14 protein-coding genes are annotated in these 15829 nt (G+C 43.9%); 13 read left to right on the top strand and 1 reads right to left on the bottom strand.

Features of this window, described 5'->3' with window-relative positions; all coding sequences use genetic code 11:
* Positions 1-61: 61 nt before the first annotated feature.
* From HMPREF2780_RS11105 to tpx, 4 genes are all read left to right on the top strand, one after another.
* Complete coding sequence (locus HMPREF2780_RS11105; protein WP_012130835.1) at positions 62-781, top strand: metal ABC transporter ATP-binding protein; 720 nt, start codon at positions 62-64, stop codon at positions 779-781.
* Position 782: 1 nt separating this feature from the next.
* Positions 783-1619: a metal ABC transporter permease gene (locus HMPREF2780_RS11100; protein ID WP_061582746.1), complete on the top strand. Its 837-nt coding sequence runs from the start codon at positions 783-785 to the stop codon at positions 1617-1619.
* Between the two features lie 26 nt (positions 1620-1645).
* Positions 1646-2578 carry a metal ABC transporter substrate-binding lipoprotein/adhesin ScaA gene (gene scaA, locus HMPREF2780_RS11095; RefSeq protein WP_105026629.1) on the top strand — a complete coding sequence of 311 codons (933 nt, stop codon included), beginning with the start codon at positions 1646-1648 and terminating at the stop codon, positions 2576-2578.
* A gap of 153 nt (positions 2579-2731) precedes the next feature.
* Positions 2732-3223, top strand: a complete 492-nt coding sequence (gene tpx / locus HMPREF2780_RS11090) for a thiol peroxidase (RefSeq protein WP_012130838.1) — start codon at positions 2732-2734, stop codon at positions 3221-3223.
* A gap of 200 nt (positions 3224-3423) precedes the next feature.
* Here the strand turns inward: tpx and hutI are convergent, their stop codons facing one another.
* The gene (hutI, locus tag HMPREF2780_RS11085; RefSeq protein WP_060553863.1) at positions 3424-4689 is read right to left on the bottom strand and encodes an imidazolonepropionase; all 1266 of its coding nucleotides are present in this window, start codon (positions 4687-4689) and stop codon (positions 3424-3426) included.
* 204 nt (positions 4690-4893) lie between these two features.
* On the opposite strand from hutI, the gene HMPREF2780_RS11080 reads away from it, so the two are divergent.
* The 9 genes from HMPREF2780_RS11080 (at position 4894) to HMPREF2780_RS11040 (ending at position 15807) form a co-directional block, all read left to right on the top strand.
* Positions 4894-6924 carry a urocanate hydratase gene (locus HMPREF2780_RS11080; RefSeq protein WP_008809790.1) on the top strand — a complete coding sequence of 677 codons (2031 nt, stop codon included), beginning with the start codon at positions 4894-4896 and terminating at the stop codon, positions 6922-6924.
* 114 nt (positions 6925-7038) lie between these two features.
* A complete protein-coding gene (gene ftcD, locus HMPREF2780_RS11075; RefSeq protein WP_002903832.1) occupies positions 7039-7938 on the top strand; it encodes a glutamate formimidoyltransferase in 900 nt (299 codons plus the stop codon).
* A 14-nt stretch (positions 7939-7952) separates the two neighbouring features.
* Positions 7953-8579 carry a cyclodeaminase/cyclohydrolase family protein gene (locus HMPREF2780_RS11070; protein ID WP_105026628.1) on the top strand — a complete coding sequence of 209 codons (627 nt, stop codon included), beginning with the start codon at positions 7953-7955 and terminating at the stop codon, positions 8577-8579.
* Positions 8580-8644: 65 nt separating this feature from the next.
* On the top strand, positions 8645-10318 hold the full coding sequence (locus tag HMPREF2780_RS11065) for a formate--tetrahydrofolate ligase (RefSeq protein WP_061596740.1): 1674 nt from the start codon (positions 8645-8647) through the stop codon (positions 10316-10318).
* 12 nt (positions 10319-10330) lie between these two features.
* Entirely contained in the window at positions 10331-10930 is a 600-nt protein-coding gene (locus HMPREF2780_RS11060; protein WP_061596738.1) for a HutD family protein, read from the top strand.
* 87 nt (positions 10931-11017) lie between these two features.
* Entirely contained in the window at positions 11018-12352 is a 1335-nt protein-coding gene (locus HMPREF2780_RS11055) for an APC family permease (RefSeq protein ID WP_061596736.1), read from the top strand.
* A 16-nt stretch (positions 12353-12368) separates the two neighbouring features.
* A complete protein-coding gene (hutH, locus tag HMPREF2780_RS11050; RefSeq protein WP_012130845.1) occupies positions 12369-13910 on the top strand; it encodes a histidine ammonia-lyase in 1542 nt (513 codons plus the stop codon).
* A gap of 296 nt (positions 13911-14206) precedes the next feature.
* The gene (locus HMPREF2780_RS11045) at positions 14207-14710 is read left to right on the top strand and encodes a hypothetical protein (RefSeq protein WP_061596734.1); all 504 of its coding nucleotides are present in this window, start codon (positions 14207-14209) and stop codon (positions 14708-14710) included.
* A 107-nt stretch (positions 14711-14817) separates the two neighbouring features.
* A complete protein-coding gene (locus HMPREF2780_RS11040) occupies positions 14818-15807 on the top strand; it encodes a formimidoylglutamase (RefSeq protein WP_020992718.1) in 990 nt (329 codons plus the stop codon).
* The last annotated feature ends 22 nt before the right edge of the window (positions 15808-15829 follow it).

Below are 15829 nucleotides of genomic sequence, written 5' to 3'. Positions count from 1 at the left end.
CAAAATTAACTTGACTTAATTTTTATGTTAAGGTATATTAATACAGTGGGGGGTGATATACATGATTGAGATACAAAACCTAAGTGTCAGCTATCAGGGCCAGCTGGCATTAGATAAGGCAAACGTAACTATAAAAGGCCCTACTATTACAGGGATTATCGGCCCAAACGGAGCTGGAAAATCCACCCTTATTAAAGGTTTATTGGGAATCGTCGACCACCAAGGCCAAGCTTTACTGGATGGTCAGCCCTTAGACAAAGAACTAAAACGAATTGCCTATGTAGAACAAAAAATCAATATTGACTATAACTTTCCTATCAAGGTAAAAGAGTGTGTTTCTCTTGGGCTTTATCCTAAGATAAAGCTTTTCCAAAGATTAAAGACTTCTGACTGGGACAAGGTCAACCAGGCTCTAAAAATCGTTGGTTTAGAGGATTTTGCTGAACGTCAAATCAGTCAACTGTCTGGCGGTCAATTCCAACGGGTCTTGATTGCGCGCTGCCTAGTCCAAGAAGCGGATTATATTTTCCTTGATGAGCCTTTTGTTGGGATTGACTCGGTCAGCGAAGAGATTATTATGAAAACACTCCGTCAGCTAAGAAAAGACGGGAAGACGATTTTGATTGTCCACCATGACTTGAGCAAGGTGGTCGCTTATTTTGATCAGGTCTTGCTACTTAACAAAAAAGTCGTCGCTTTCGGATCAACCGAGAGTACCTTCACCAAAGAAAATATGCAGCAGACCTACGGCTCTCAGCTCTTTATGAATGGAGGTGCCTAGGATGATTCAGGAATTTATTCAAGGCTTACATGACTTTCATTTCCTGCAAAATGCTTTGATTACAGCCATTGTGATTGGAGTGGTGGCCGGTGCCGTTGGCTGCTTTATCATTCTGCGGGGCATGTCACTCATGGGGGATGCCATCTCTCACGCGGTGCTGCCCGGTGTGGCCCTGTCTTTTATTTTGGGGATTAATTTCTTCATCGGTGCCATTACCTTTGGCTTACTAGCTTCCATTATTATCACTTATATCAAGGGCAATTCTATTATCAAAAGTGACACGGCTATCGGAATTACTTTTTCTTCCTTCCTGGCTCTGGGGATCATTTTGATTAGCGTTGCCAAGAGTTCGACCGACCTCTTCCATATTCTCTTTGGGAATATCTTGGCGGTACAAGACCTTGATATGTGGATTAGTATTGGCGTGGGTATTTTGGTGCTGCTGGTCATTAGTATTTTCTTCAAGCAACTTTTGCTGACGTCCTTTGACCCGCTTTTGGCCCAAGCTATGGGAATGAAGGTTAATTTTTACCACTATTTGCTGATGATTCTCTTGACTTTGGTTTCTGTCACAGCTATGCAAAGTGTCGGAACGATTCTGATTGTGGCCATGCTGATTACACCAGCTGCGACAGCCTATCTCTATGCCAAGAGTCTCAAGACCATGATTTTATTGTCATCTACCTTGGGGGCTGGTGCATCTGTTTTAGGCCTCTTCATCGGTTATAGTTTTAATGTTGCAGCTGGCTCCAGCATTGTGCTAACCTCTGCTCTGATCTTTTTGGTTTCCTTTTTTATCGCTCCTAAACAGCGGTATTTAAAAAGAAAAAGTAAATAAAATTAATTTATGGAGGATTTTTTCTGATGAAAAAATGTCGTTATTTAGTTTTGCTTTTAGTGGCTATTGTAGGGCTAGCGGCCTGCTCTAGTCAAAAAAGCAGTTCTGACTCTAGCTCTTCCAAGCTAAATGTCGTTGCAACCAATTCAATTATCGCAGATATCACAAAAAATATCGCTGGCGATAAAATCAATCTGCACAGTATTGTCCCTGTCGGTCAAGATCCGCATGAATATGAGCCTCTGCCCGAAGATGTCAAAAAGACTTCTAAGGCTGACCTCATTTTCTACAACGGTATCAACCTTGAAACAGGTGGTAATGCTTGGTTCACTAAATTAGTAGAAAATGCCCAGAAGAAAGAAAACAAGGACTACTATGCTGTCAGTGAAGGCGTTGATGTCATTTACCTAGAAGGCCAAAATGAAAAAGGAAAAGAAGATCCTCATGCTTGGCTAAACTTGGAAAATGGGATCATCTATGCGCAAAATATTGCCAAACGCTTGATTGAAAAAGACCCTGACAATAAGGCTACTTACGAGAAAAATCTCAAAGCTTATGTAGAAAAGCTAACTGCATTGGATAAGGAAGCCAAAGAGAAATTCAACAACATCCCAGAAGAAAAGAAAATGATTGTGACCAGTGAAGGTTGCTTCAAATACTTCTCTAAGGCATACAATGTGCCATCGGCCTACATCTGGGAAATCAACACCGAAGAAGAAGGGACTCCAGACCAAATTAAAAGCTTAGTTGAAAAACTGCGCAAGACCAAAGTCCCATCTCTCTTTGTCGAATCAAGTGTAGACGACCGTCCGATGAAGACTGTTTCTAAAGACACAAATATCCCAATCTACGCTAAAATCTTCACTGACTCAATCGCTGAAAAAGGCGAAGATGGAGACAGCTACTACAGCATGATGAAATACAATCTGGATAAAATTTCTGAAGGATTGGCCAAATAATAACAAAAGGTTAGGAAGCAATCCTAACCTTTTTATTTATGCAAAGAAAAAATTGGGCTGAGATGTAGGCGCTCTCAAATTTCCAGTCAAATTATTCGAAAAAAATACTTATTCGGAGTACAATGAAGCTATCAAACATGAATGGAGACTTTTATGACAACTTTTCTTGGAAATCCTGTAACCTTTACTGGAAAACAACTGCAAGTAGGCGACACAGCCCATGATTTTAGCCTGACAGCAACGGATCTATCAAAGAAAACTCTGGCTGACTTTGCTGGCAAAAAGAAAGTTCTGAGCATCATCCCATCTATCGATACTGGTGTCTGCTCGACTCAGACTCGTCGCTTCAACCAAGAACTCTCTGACTTGGACAATACCGTTGTTATCACAGTTTCAGTTGATTTGCCTTTTGCACAAGGCAAGTGGTGCGCTGCTGAAGGCATTGAGAATGCTGTTATGCTATCTGACTACTTCGACCATTCTTTCGGTCGCGACTACGCTGTCCTCATCAATGAATGGCACCTTTTGGCCCGCGCAGTTCTCGTTCTGGATGAGAACAACACTGTGACCTATGCCGAATATGTCGACAATATCAACACTGAACCTGACTATGATGCGGCAATAGCAGCAGTAAAAAACTTATAATCATCACGACCACTCAAACTGAGTGGTCTTTTTATGTCTAATTTTGAAAAAAGAGAGTCTGAAACTTTTGTTAGAACTGATCCTAAGATTATTTCTTTCTCACTTACGAAACAAAGCTTCTTAAGATCTGACACACTACAAAAGAAAACTCTCCCTGTCACCAGAGAGAGTCTGAAAAATACGATTCGTTTTTAGAAAGCTTAAACAATTCTTCCTTGATCGACAACTAGTTTTCCTGCCTTGTAGACCTGATGGGTCAGGTTAGTCGCAAAGAAATAAAGTGGATAGTCAATATTCTTAGCATCTAGGATGGTAATGTCAGCCTGCTTGCCAGTATCAAAGCTACCAATCTTATCTTGACGGTTAACTGAGTAGGCCGCATTGATGGTTACAGCGTTGAGGACTTCCACTGGCGTCAGACGCATCATAAAGCAGCCCAGCTGCATAACGAACTGCAGGTTAGCTGTCGGACAAGAGCCTGGATTGCTGTCGGTGGTCAGGGTAATAGCCATACCAGCTTCCAGCATCTTGCGGGCTGGTGCATAGGTATCTTCCATCAGACTGAAGGTAGTTGCCGGCAGAAGATTCCCGATAACCTTAGCTTCTGCCATCTTGCGAATACCTTCGTCTGTCGCCATCATCAAGTGTTCCGCACTGGTTGCTCCTAGCTCAGCCGCTACATCTACCCCACCAATAGACTCGATTTCATCAGCATGGATACGAAGCTTGAAGCCCATTTCCTTAGCTTTAGAAAGTAAGTAGCGTGACTCGTCAGCTGTAAAGACGCCTTTTTCACAGAAAATATCACAGAACTCAGCTAGATTTTCTGCTTTTACCCGAGGCAGCATTTCCTCAACGATGAGTTCCAGATATTCCTGAGAACGTCCTTTATATTCTGGTGGAACGGCGTGGGCAGCCATAAAGGTTGAAACTAGGTCAATATTATGGTCACGGTCCAAAGCTCCAACAACATCTAGCTGACGCTTCTCTGTTTCCCAATCTAAACCATAGCCACTCTTGGCCTCAACCGTTGTCACCCCATGAAGCAACATATAGTCCAATAACTTCTTAGATTTATCGTACAGATTTTCAAAAGAAGCTTCTCGCGTTGCTCGAACTGTACTGAGAATTCCGCCACCTTGAGCAAGAATTTCCAGATAAGGAACACCGGCTAATTTCTTGGCAAATTCATGCTCCCGGCTACCGCCGTAGACTAAGTGAGTATGACAGTCAATCAAGCCGGGCGTAGCAATCTTACCCTCATAAGACTGGATCTTAGTATCCGGTCCAATCAGACTAGCATCTGGTTCTCCGCTGCCTACAGCTAAGATTTTGCCGTCTTTGACTGCAATGTAGCCGTCTTCTAACACTCGAGCTTCCTTCATCTCCGCTCCGAAAAGGGGATGCCCAAGATCGTTAGGACAAAAGACTTGATTAAAGTGAGTTAATAGTAAATCAGCAGTCATGTTTCTTCCTCCATTTTATTTCTAACATTTTTACTTGCTTTTCATCATAATACACTATCGTCAAATTATAGTCAAAAGCTTTTAAAAAATAGGAAAAATTCTTTTTTTCTATTTTATGTTCTTTTCTTGACTTTTTATGGACGGGGGTCTTATAAAATAAGGTCGAAACATATTTTATACTTGACTTAATAAGGAGGAATCTTCATGTCATACTTTAGTGAAAATGAAATTGCAGCAGCAATGACCGTCAAATTAGATGATGTCTTGCCTGAAAAAACGGTTTTCCAAGAAGGCATCCGACGTGCACCTGACCGGGGCTTCCGTCTCACTCAGGCGCAAACAGAAATCGCTCTAAAAAATGCTCTTCGCTATATTCCAAAAAAATTCCACGAAGAAGTGATTCCAGAATTTTTAGAAGAGTTAAAAACTCGCGGACGGATTTATGGCTACCGCTGGCGTCCAAAAGAACGTATCTATGGCAAACCAATTGACGAGTATAAAGGAAACTGTACCGCAGCTAAGGCTATGCAGGTCATGATTGACAACAACTTGAGCTTTGAAATCGCCCTCTATCCTTATGAATTGGTTACTTACGGGGAAACTGGATCTGTCTGCGCTAACTGGATGCAGTATAATTTGATTAAAAAATATCTGGAAGTGATGACCGACCATCAAACTTTGGTTGTAGAATCTGGTCACCCTGTTGGTCTCTTCAAATCTAAACCAGAAGCTCCTCGTGTCATCATCACCAATGGTCTCTTAGTCGGTGAATACGACAATATGAAAGACTGGGAAATTGCAGAAGAAATGGGTGTCACCAACTATGGTCAAATGACAGCCGGCGGCTGGATGTACATCGGTCCTCAAGGTATCGTCCACGGTACTTTCAACACCCTCCTCAATGCTGGACGTTTGAAACTGGGTGTAGCTGATGACGGTGACCTAACTGGCAAACTCTTTATCTCTTCTGGTCTGGGCGGTATGAGTGGAGCTCAAGGGAAAGCGGCCGAAATTGCTAAAGCTGTGGCAATCGTAGCTGAAGTAGACCAATCTCGGATTGAAACTCGTCACTCCCAAGGCTGGATTAGTCAATTAGCCGAAAGTCCAAAAGAAGCAATCGAGCTAGCTCAGAAAGCTCTGGAAGCTGGTGAATCAACTTCTATCGCCTATCATGGTAACATTGTAGACCTCTTGGAATACGTCAACGAGAACAATATCCATGTAGACCTACTATCTGACCAAACTTCTTGCCACAATGTCTACGACGGTGGCTACTGTCCAGCTGGTATCAGCTTTGAAGAACGGACTCGCCTCCTAGCTGAAGACAAGGAAAGCTTTGCTAAGCTGGTTGACCAAACCTTGGAACGTCACTTCAAAGCGATCAAGACCCTGACTAGCAACGGTACCTACTTCTTTGACTACGGTAATGCCTTTATGAAAGCAGTCTATGACTCTGGCATCAAGGAAATTTCTAAGAATGGCTTTGACGATAAAGACGGCTTTATCTGGCCATCTTATGTAGAAGATATCATGGGGCCAATGCTCTTTGACTATGGTTATGGTCCTTTCCGTTGGGTATGTCTGAGCGGTAAACACGAAGACCTGGTCGCTACTGACCATGCAGCTATGGAAGTGATCGACCCTAACCGTCGCTACCAAGATCGCGACAACTACAACTGGATCCGCGATGCAGAAAAGAACCAGTTGGTTGTTGGAACTCAGGCTCGGATCCTCTACCAAGACTGTATGGGACGCGTCAATATCGCCCTCAAGTTCAATGAATTAGTACGCGAAGGTAAGATTGGTCCTGTCATGATCGGCCGTGATCACCACGACGTATCTGGTACTGACTCTCCATTCCGTGAAACTTCCAATATTAAGGACGGTTCTAATGTTACTTGCGACATGGCCGTGCAATGTTACGCTGGTAACGCAGCTCGCGGTATGAGTCTAGTAGCTCTCCACAACGGTGGCGGAACTGGTATCGGTAAAGCGATCAACGGAGGTTTTGGCTTGGTTCTAGACGGCAGCGAACGCATTGATGAAATCATCAAATCTGCTATCGCTTGGGATACAATCGGAGGAGTTGCTCGTCGTAACTGGGCACGTAATGAGCATGCTATTGAGACAGCTATCGAATACAACCGTCTCCACCAAGGAACTGACCACATCACCATTCCGTACTTAACTGACGAAGATTTGGTCAAAGAATCTGTTAAGAAATTGTTCGAATAGGAAAAACTTGTCCCCCAACTTCTAAGCTTAGCTAGGCCTCTCTCCTAGCTAAGCTGGAAGCTCTACTTTATTCACTTTGTAATTTTAATAACATATAACACGAGGTAATATCTTATGGCAAAAATTGTTGAATGCATTCCTAACTTTTCTGAAGGCCGCAACCAAGCGGTCATTGACGGTCTAGTGGAAGTTGCTAAGAGCGTGCCAGGCGTAACACTTTTGGACCACTCTTCTGATGCCAGCCACAACCGCAGCGTCTTTACCTTGGTCGGTGATGATCAAAACATTCAGGAAGTTGCTTTCCGTTTGGTTAAATACGCTTCTGAGAATATTGACTTGACCAAGCACCAGGGTGAACACCCTCGTATGGGCGCAACTGATGTCCTGCCTTTTGTACCGATCAAGGACATCACAAGTGAGGAATGCGTAGAAATTGCGAAGACCGTATCTGAGCGGATCAACCGTGAGCTCGGTATTCCTATCTTCCTCTATGAAGATGCAGCGACTCGTCCAGAGCGTAAGAACTTGGCTAAGGTTCGTAAAGGACAATTTGAAGGCATGCCAGAAAAACTCTTGGAACCTGACTGGGCTCCTGACTATGGTGAAAGAAAGATTCACCCAACTGCTGGTGTCACTGCTGTTGGTGCTAGAATGCCGCTCATCGCCTACAACATCAACTTAGATACAGACAATCTAGAAATTGCCAACAATATTGCCAAAATCATCCGTGGATCAAGCGGTGGTTACAAGTACTGTAAAGCAATCGGTGTTATGCTGGAAGACCGCAACATTGCTCAGGTTTCTATCAACATGGTCAATCTGGAAAAATTCCCACTCTATCGTGTTTTTGAAACTGTTCGCTTTGAAGCTAAGCGCTACGGAGTTGGAATCCTCGGCTCAGAAGTCATCGGTTTGGCTCCAGCCAAGGCTTTGATTGACGCAGCAGAATACTATCTGCAAATCGAAGACTTTGACTACGGTAAGCAAGTTCTGGAAAACCATTTGCTGGGCTAGGAGGACAGAAACCTATGAAATTAGTAGATTTAAGTTTGACAGAATTTGCCCAAGTCCTAGGCTCAGATGCTCCTGCACCAGGAGGTGGCTCTGCCGCTGCTCTTTCAGCAGCGAACGGTATTTCCCTGACTAAGATGGTCTGCGAATTAACCCTTGGTAAGAAAAAATACGCAGAATTTGAAGCAGAAATTGCTCAAGTGCACGCAGAAAGTGCTCGACTCCAAGAAAGGCTGCTCGCAGCTATTGACAAGGACACTGAAGCCTTCAATCTAGTCTCCGCCGTCTTTGATATGCCTAAGGAAACAGAGGAAGATAAGGCTGCCCGTCGAGAAGCGATGCAACAAGCCCTCAAGGAAGCGACCAAGTCACCTTATGGCATGATGGAAGACATCTTGGCTGCCCTGCAAACAACTCAAAAGGCTGTTGGCAAGTCCAATACCAATGCTGCCAGCGACCTGGGAGTCGCAGCTCTCAACCTTAAGGCTGGTTTGCAAGGAGCTTGGCTCAATGTCCTCATCAACCTGTCAGGTGTTAAGGATGAAGCATTCGTCGCAGACTACCACAGCAAGGGTGAAGAGCTCCTACAAAAAGGCTGCGCTCTAGCAGATGAAATTTATCAAGAAATTTTGAAAGTCGTCTAATAGATAAACGGAAGAGAAGTCCACTCTCTTCCATGAATGGACTTCCTTTCTCAAGAGGTAACAATATGGTTTTATCAGATATTGAAATTGCGAATTCGGTTCAAATGAAGCCCATCAAAGAGGTGGCAGAAAAGCTAGGAATTGCTGAAGATGCCTTGTCTCTTTATGGAAATTACAAGGCAAAAATCAGTGCCGGCCAACTAGAAGCCTTAAAAGACAAACCAGACGGTAAACTGATTCTCGTGACAGCTATTTCTCCGACACCAGCCGGAGAAGGCAAGACCACTACTTCTGTCGGATTGGTCGATGCTTTGGCTGCTATCGGTAAAAAAGCCGTTATCGCTCTGCGGGAGCCTTCACTCGGACCTGTCTTTGGTATCAAGGGTGGAGCTGCTGGCGGTGGGCACGCTCAAGTTGTGCCGATGGAGGATATCAACCTCCACTTCACTGGTGACTTTCATGCCATCGGTGTTGCCAACAACCTGCTGGCGGCCCTCATTGACAACCACATCCACCATGGCAATGCCTTAGGCATCGACTCTCGCCGCATCACTTGGAAGCGGGCAGTGGATATGAATGACCGGCAACTACGCCACATCGTGGACGGCTTGCAAGGCAAGGTCAACGGTGTTCCACGTGAAGATGGTTTTGACATCACAGTTGCTTCTGAGGTTATGGCTATTCTCTGTCTGTCAGAAAATATCACTGATCTCAAGAACCGTTTGGAAAAAATCATCATTGGCTACAGCTTTGAAGGTAAGCCAATAACTGCCAAGGACTTGAAAGCTGGTGGCGCCATGGCTGCTGTGCTCAAAGACGCTATCCATCCAAACTTGGTTCAAACTCTGGAACACACACCAGCCTTGATTCACGGCGGACCTTTCGCCAACATCGCCCACGGCTGTAACAGTGTCCTAGCTACCAAGCTGGCTCTCAAATATGGCGACTATGCTGTCACAGAAGCTGGTTTCGGTGCTGACCTAGGTGCTGAAAAATTCATTGATATCAAGTGTCGTACATCTGGACTTCGTCCAGCAGCTGTAGTTCTAGTTGCTACCATCCGCGCTCTCAAGATGCACGGTGGTGTGGCTAAGAGCGACCTAGCTGAAGAAAATGTCCAAGCCGTTGTAGATGGTCTGCCAAACTTAGAAAAACATCTGGAAAACATTCAAGATGTTTATGGATTGCCAGCAGTCGTTGCCATCAATAAATTCCCGCTGGATACCGAAGCAGAATTGCAAGCAGTTTATGATGCCTGCCAAAAACGGGGAGTTGACGTAGTGATTTCCGATGTTTGGGCAAATGGCGGGGCCGGCGGTAAAGAGTTGGCTGAAAAAGTCGTTGAATTGGCCGAAGGAGACAATCACTTCCAATTTGTATATAATGAAGAAGACTCCATTGAAACCAAACTGAACAAGATCGTTACCAAGGTCTATGGAGGCAAGGGCGTTCGCCTGACTCCTGCCGCTAAACGTGAGCTCAAACAACTGGAAGAGCTGGGCTTCTCCAACTATCCTATCTGTATGGCCAAGACTCAGTACTCCTTCTCAGACGATGCTAAGAAACTGGGCGCACCTAAAGACTTTGTTGTGACTATCAGCCAGCTCAAAGTTTCTGCTGGTGCAGGCTTTATCGTTGCTCTGACTGGTGCGATCATGACCATGCCGGGACTACCTAAAGTGCCAGCTAGCGAAAAGATTGATGTTGACAAAGACGGCAATATCAGCGGTTTGTTCTAATAAATACCAAAAATGACAAATGTAACCCTTCTAAAATCAAACGATTTTCAAGTTTCCGATTGGTCGGGGGGAAAGACAAAACAACTTTATCTTTCCCCGTCCACCGGCGACTATGGCCAGCGGGAATTTGACTATCGACTCTCAACAGCAACTGTGGAAGCGGCTGAAAGTGAGTTTTCTGACCTCAGTGGCTTTCACCGCATTCTTATGAGCCTAGATCATCCTCTTCGCCTGCTCAATGCTAGTAGGCAAGAGGAAACGGCTCTAGATCCCTTTACCCCCTATTTCTTCGAAGGGAGTGATTCTATCACAAGTCGCGGGACTTGTACCGACTTTAACTTAATCTACAGCAACCACTATCAGGGACAGATGATTGCCGTCTCCAATAAGCAAGTTCTCATACGAGACGAAGAGATTCAATTTATCTATGCTTTGACAAATCTAACAGTGATTGGAGATAACTTTCCACCACTTGATATAGAGGAAGGAAATTTTCTGATAGTGGAAAAAGAGACTCAGGAAACTGAGCTGCATATAATGTTTTCATGTAACCAATCTAAAGGCTCTCCTCTTGCCATTTGGGCTGGTTTAAACCACATCCCCGCTAAGTAAAGATACAGTGATGCTCCAAGATTGGTTTGCCACCACCCTATCTTTACTTGGAAGGGATCCTCATATCTCTAAAGGAGAAACATTATTATGGATGCAAAAAAACTCAACACACAAGAGCAGGAAAAAGCGAAATTCAGCTTTGCCGGTGCAACTCTTTATGGTATTAATGCCGTTATCGGCTCTGGTATCTTCCTTCTACCGCAAAAAATTTATAAAGGACTTGGACCTGCTTCTCTAGCTGTCATGTTAGGGACTGCTCTCCTTGTTATTCTGCTAGCAGTCTGCTTGGCAGAAACTGCAGGTTATTTCAATAAAAATGGTGGAGCCTTCCAATATGCCAAGGAAGCATTTGGTAACTTTGTCGGATTTAACGTAGGCTTTCTGGGTTGGGCGGTTACCATCATCGCTTGGTCCGCTATGGCTGCAGGATTTGCAAGACTCTTTGTCATTACCTTCCCAGCTTTTACCCCTTATGAACTAATCCTTAGTATCACTTTAATTGTCTTGCTCAGCTTGATGAATATTGCTGGTTTAAAGACCTCTAAGTTTTTCACACTAGCTGCAACCGTAGCTAAGTTGATTCCAATCATTGCATTTGCAGCATGTGCCATCTTCTTCATCAAAGGTGGAATCGACAAAGGAAACTTTACTCCCTTCCTTCAGCTAGAACCTGGCGCAGATATCATGAAGGCTATCTCAAGTACAGCTATTTATATCTTCTATGGTTTTATCGGCTTTGAAACCATGTCTATCGTTGCTGGTGAAATGCGCGATCCAGAAAAGAATGTCCCACGTGCTATTCTAGGGTCTATCAGCATTGTATCTGTTCTCTACATGCTCATTATTGCAGGAACCATTGCTATGCTAGGTAGCCGTATCCTACAAACAGATGCTTCTGTGCAAGACGCTTTTGTTGAAATGATTGGCCCTGCTGGGGCATGGATCGTTTCTATTGGAGCCCTTATTTCTATTGCCGGCCTCAACATCGGTGAATCCATCATGGTACCGCGTTTTGGAGCAGCTATTGCCAATGAAGGTATGTTGCCTAAAAAAATTGCTGAAACCAATTCTAAAAACGCACCTATCTTTGCTATCATCATCTCAGGAGTTTTAGCTATCGCATTGCTCTTTACAGGAACATTTGAAGTATTAGCAGCTCTCAGCGTAGTCTTCCGTTTCTTCCAATACATCCCAACTGCTCTAGCCGTTTTGGTATTGAGAAAGAAATATCCAGATAAAAAAGTAGTCTTCCGCGTTCCATTTGGCCCAGTAATCCCAATCCTAGCAGTCTTAGTCAGCCTTGTCATGATTTGGGGTGAAAACCCAATGAACTATATCTATGGTCTCATAGGTGTCCTTATCGCAAGTGCAGTATACTATATCTATATTGTACTGATTTGTGAAAATAAAGTTCTTGAATAAAAGGAGAATAAATCGTATGACACATGTAATAAATTTGGATGGCGAACACCTTACTTTAGAAGATGTGATCGCAGTAGCCCGTCATGGAGCTACCTGCGAAATCGACCAAGAAGCTAAGAAAGCTGTAGAAGCTTCCCGTAAAATCGTGGACGACATTGTTCGTGAAAAACGGGTGGTCTATGGTGTTACAACTGGATTTGGATCTCTCTGCAACGTTAGTATCTCACCAGAAGATACGACTCAACTACAGGAAAATCTGATCCGTACCCACGCTTCAGGCTTTGGTGATCCCCTACCAGAAGACGCAGTCCGTGCTATCATGTTAATCCGGATTAATTCTCTGGTAAAAGGCTACTCTGGTATTCGTCTGTCTACTGTCGAAAAGCTTCTGGAACTGCTCAATAAAGGCGTCGTGCCATTCATTCCAGAAAAAGGCTCTTTGGGCGCTTCTGGTGACTTAGCTCCATTGGCTCACATGGTTCTTCCTATGCTAGGACTGGGCCACGCATACTATCAAGGCCAATTGCTCTCTGGCCAAGAAGCTTTGGACAAGGCTGGGATTGAAAAAATTGCTCTAGCTGCCAAAGAAGGTCTGGCGCTAATTAACGGTACGACTGTCCTAACAGGTATCGGAGCTCTGGCTACCTATGATGCCATCCAATTGCTTAAATTATCAGATGTCGCCGGCGCTCTTTCTATGGAAGTCCACAATGGTATTACTAGTCCATTTGAAGAAGACTTACATACCATTCGACCTCAGAGCGGTCAACTAGCTACAGCCCGGAATATCCGCAACCTTCTAGAGGGCAGTGGCAATACGACCGTAGCTACTCAACAACGTGTTCAAGACCCATACACACTGCGTTGTATCCCGCAGATTCACGGTGCAAGCAAGGACTCTATCGCTTATGTCAAGACCAAGGTTGAGATTGAGATCAACTCCGTTACAGACAACCCTATCATCACCAAAGAAGGTCATGTTATCTCAGGCGGTAACTTCCACGGCGAACCAATGGCTCAGCCATTTGACTTCCTCGGTATCGCTATTTCTGAAATCGGAAATGTTTCTGAACGTCGTGTAGAACGTCTAGTTAACAGCCAACTGAGCAAGCTACCATCCTTCTTGGTCAAACACCCAGGACTCAACTCTGGCTTTATGATTACCCAATATGCTTGTGCTTCTCTTGCTTCTGAAAATAAGGTTCTGGCTCATCCAGCCAGCGTAGACTCTATCCCATCTTGTGAAAACCAAGAAGACTTTGTCAGCATGGGAACTACCGCAGCACGCAAGGCAGCTGAGATTCTCAAGAATTCTCGCCGCATCGTGGCAACAGAAATCATGGCAGCCTGCCAAGCTCTAGATCTGAAACCAGAAAACCATGAACTGGGCAAGGGAACCAAACCAGCCTACGACCTCTTCCGTCAACATGTCCGCTTTATCGAATTTGATAAGGACATCGAAATCTATGAAGAGCTCAACAAGGCCTCTGAGCTGATTGAAAGCGATGAATTCCTAGCAGCAGTTGAAAACGCTGTGGACTTAAGCATTCAATTCTAAATCTGATACTCTTTGAAATTGATTTTTGAAGGTCTTAAACTCTTTTGACGGACTTCGGTTCTATCAGCAGTGGCTTACCTTGTCAAATTTGGATCTTCGTTGAGTCAGAAAAGCGAATAAAAGAAGCCCACGCTTGTTCAGCTGGGCTTTCTTTTTTCAGCTAAAAGTCATTGACAGCCATAGTGGAAACTCTTATAATAAAGTCGCTAGTGCCATTAAGCAAGGTCAAATAAAATGAAAATCTCAAGGGCAAATCTTAGAAGCTAGAAAGAGTTTGATTAAGGAGAAAAGTAACAATGAAAAAAGCCTCTAAAGTAGACTATTTTGCAATTCTACATCCACTTGTCTTAATCATTTTACCAGCAATGGCCTACCTCATTTGGCATATGTTAAAAACCATTTTATTTACTTTTTTATATCTCCTAATAGGCAAGCCTATTGTTAAACAGGACGATAGCTTTCTCATTGTATTTTTTTATATATGTATCGCTGTTTTTATCCTTTATTCAGTCGGCTTTTTAGCACAACTGATGCTCCATATTTGCAATAGCAAAGAGAGCACCCTTTTACCTGTTTGGTGCATGCTTACAGCTTTAATTCTACTTGTACCAACGGTTGAAAATGGCCGAATCCTTAGCTCTGGATGGACACCATATGCTTATTTTCTTTCAATTGCAGCCTATATTGCTTATCTCTTTTCGAAAAGGCCAAAGGTTAGAGAGGGCTACCGGTCCAACGCTAAGATACGCTACGCTACATGGACTGCATTGATTCTCGCCATTATAGTGGCTTTCTTGTAAACAATTTCCTCTCCACTAAGCTCCTTTCCCAGCAGAAAGTCATTGACAGGCCTAGTGGAAACTCTTATAATAAAATCGCAAGTATCGTTATGGAAAAGGAAAAGATTATGTTAGAAGATTATTATCAATTAGATAACAGCTATTATCAACGGGGGGTCGAGGATAATTTATATGCTGCCAAATGGGGTATGGTTATCGAATTCTTAAATTTAAATGACCCAAACTTAAAACCTTTTGAGGGAGTCAACTTTGCCTTAATTGGTTTCAAGAGCGACAAAGGAGTCTATATCAACCACGGTCGGGTTGGGGCAGTTGAAGGACCACAATCTATCCGTACTCAATTGGCCAAACTGCCTTGGCATCTAGGTCGAAACGTCCGTGTCTTTGATGTCGGTGATATTGATGGTCCCAATAGGTCTCTGGAACAACTCCAAAGCAGTCTAGCGAAAGCTGTCAAGCGCCTGCGGGAGCTCAATCTTCGCCCCATCGTACTGGGAGGCGGGCACGAAACAGCCTACGGAAACTATCTCGGACTCAAGTCTTCACTAAAACCCGAGCAAGAATTAGCCGTCATCAATATGGATGCCCATTTTGATCTTCGTCCCTATGACCAGACTGGTCCCAATTCCGGTACTGGTTTTCGCCAGATGTTTGACGAAACTTTGGCTCAAAAACAAGTCTTTAACTATCTCATTTTAGGTATCCAAGAACACAATAATAACCTCTTTCTCTTTGATTTTGTAGCCAAGTCTAAAGCCATCCAGTTCCTGACTGGATTAGATATCTACCAAATGGGCCACAAGGAAGTCTGTAAGGTTGTTGATGCCTTTCTTGCAGACAAGGAACAAGTCTATTTGACCATTGACATTGACTGCTTTGCTGCTGGTGCTGCTCCTGGTGTCAGTGCTATTCAGTCGCTGGGCGTGGATCCAAATTTAGCCGTTCTGGTCTTCCAGCATATCGCAGCTTCAGGAAAGCTAATTGGTTTTGACGTGGTAGAAGTTTCTCCACCCCACGATATTGACAACCATACAGCCAACCTAGCTGCCAGCTTTATCTTTTATCTGACCCAGGTCTGGGCCCAAATACATGATTAATCTTTTTGTCAGAATAAAAAGA

It is taken from the genome of Streptococcus sp. HMSC062B01, from assembly GCF_001811085.1.
Taxonomy (GTDB): domain Bacteria; phylum Bacillota; class Bacilli; order Lactobacillales; family Streptococcaceae; genus Streptococcus; species Streptococcus gordonii.
The sequence above is the reverse complement of the archived record's forward strand: the minus strand, read 5'-3'. Positions and strand labels throughout refer to the sequence as shown.

Coding starts and splice junctions, on each gene's coding strand:
- HMPREF2780_RS11105 (WP_012130835.1), top strand. CDS start 62: ATGATTGAGATACAAAACCTAAGTGTCAGCTATCAGGGCCAGCTGGCA.
- HMPREF2780_RS11100 (WP_061582746.1), top strand. CDS start 783: ATGATTCAGGAATTTATTCAAGGCTTACATGACTTTCATTTCCTGCAA.
- scaA (WP_105026629.1), top strand. CDS start 1,646: ATGAAAAAATGTCGTTATTTAGTTTTGCTTTTAGTGGCTATTGTAGGG.
- tpx (WP_012130838.1), top strand. CDS start 2,732: ATGACAACTTTTCTTGGAAATCCTGTAACCTTTACTGGAAAACAACTG.
- hutI (WP_060553863.1), bottom strand. CDS start 4,689: ATGACTGCTGATTTACTATTAACTCACTTTAATCAAGTCTTTTGTCCT.
- HMPREF2780_RS11080 (WP_008809790.1), top strand. CDS start 4,894: ATGTCATACTTTAGTGAAAATGAAATTGCAGCAGCAATGACCGTCAAA.
- ftcD (WP_002903832.1), top strand. CDS start 7,039: ATGGCAAAAATTGTTGAATGCATTCCTAACTTTTCTGAAGGCCGCAAC.
- HMPREF2780_RS11070 (WP_105026628.1), top strand. CDS start 7,953: ATGAAATTAGTAGATTTAAGTTTGACAGAATTTGCCCAAGTCCTAGGC.
- HMPREF2780_RS11065 (WP_061596740.1), top strand. CDS start 8,645: ATGGTTTTATCAGATATTGAAATTGCGAATTCGGTTCAAATGAAGCCC.
- HMPREF2780_RS11060 (WP_061596738.1), top strand. CDS start 10,331: ATGACAAATGTAACCCTTCTAAAATCAAACGATTTTCAAGTTTCCGAT.
- HMPREF2780_RS11055 (WP_061596736.1), top strand. CDS start 11,018: ATGGATGCAAAAAAACTCAACACACAAGAGCAGGAAAAAGCGAAATTC.
- hutH (WP_012130845.1), top strand. CDS start 12,369: ATGACACATGTAATAAATTTGGATGGCGAACACCTTACTTTAGAAGAT.
- HMPREF2780_RS11045 (WP_061596734.1), top strand. CDS start 14,207: ATGAAAAAAGCCTCTAAAGTAGACTATTTTGCAATTCTACATCCACTT.
- HMPREF2780_RS11040 (WP_020992718.1), top strand. CDS start 14,818: ATGTTAGAAGATTATTATCAATTAGATAACAGCTATTATCAACGGGGG.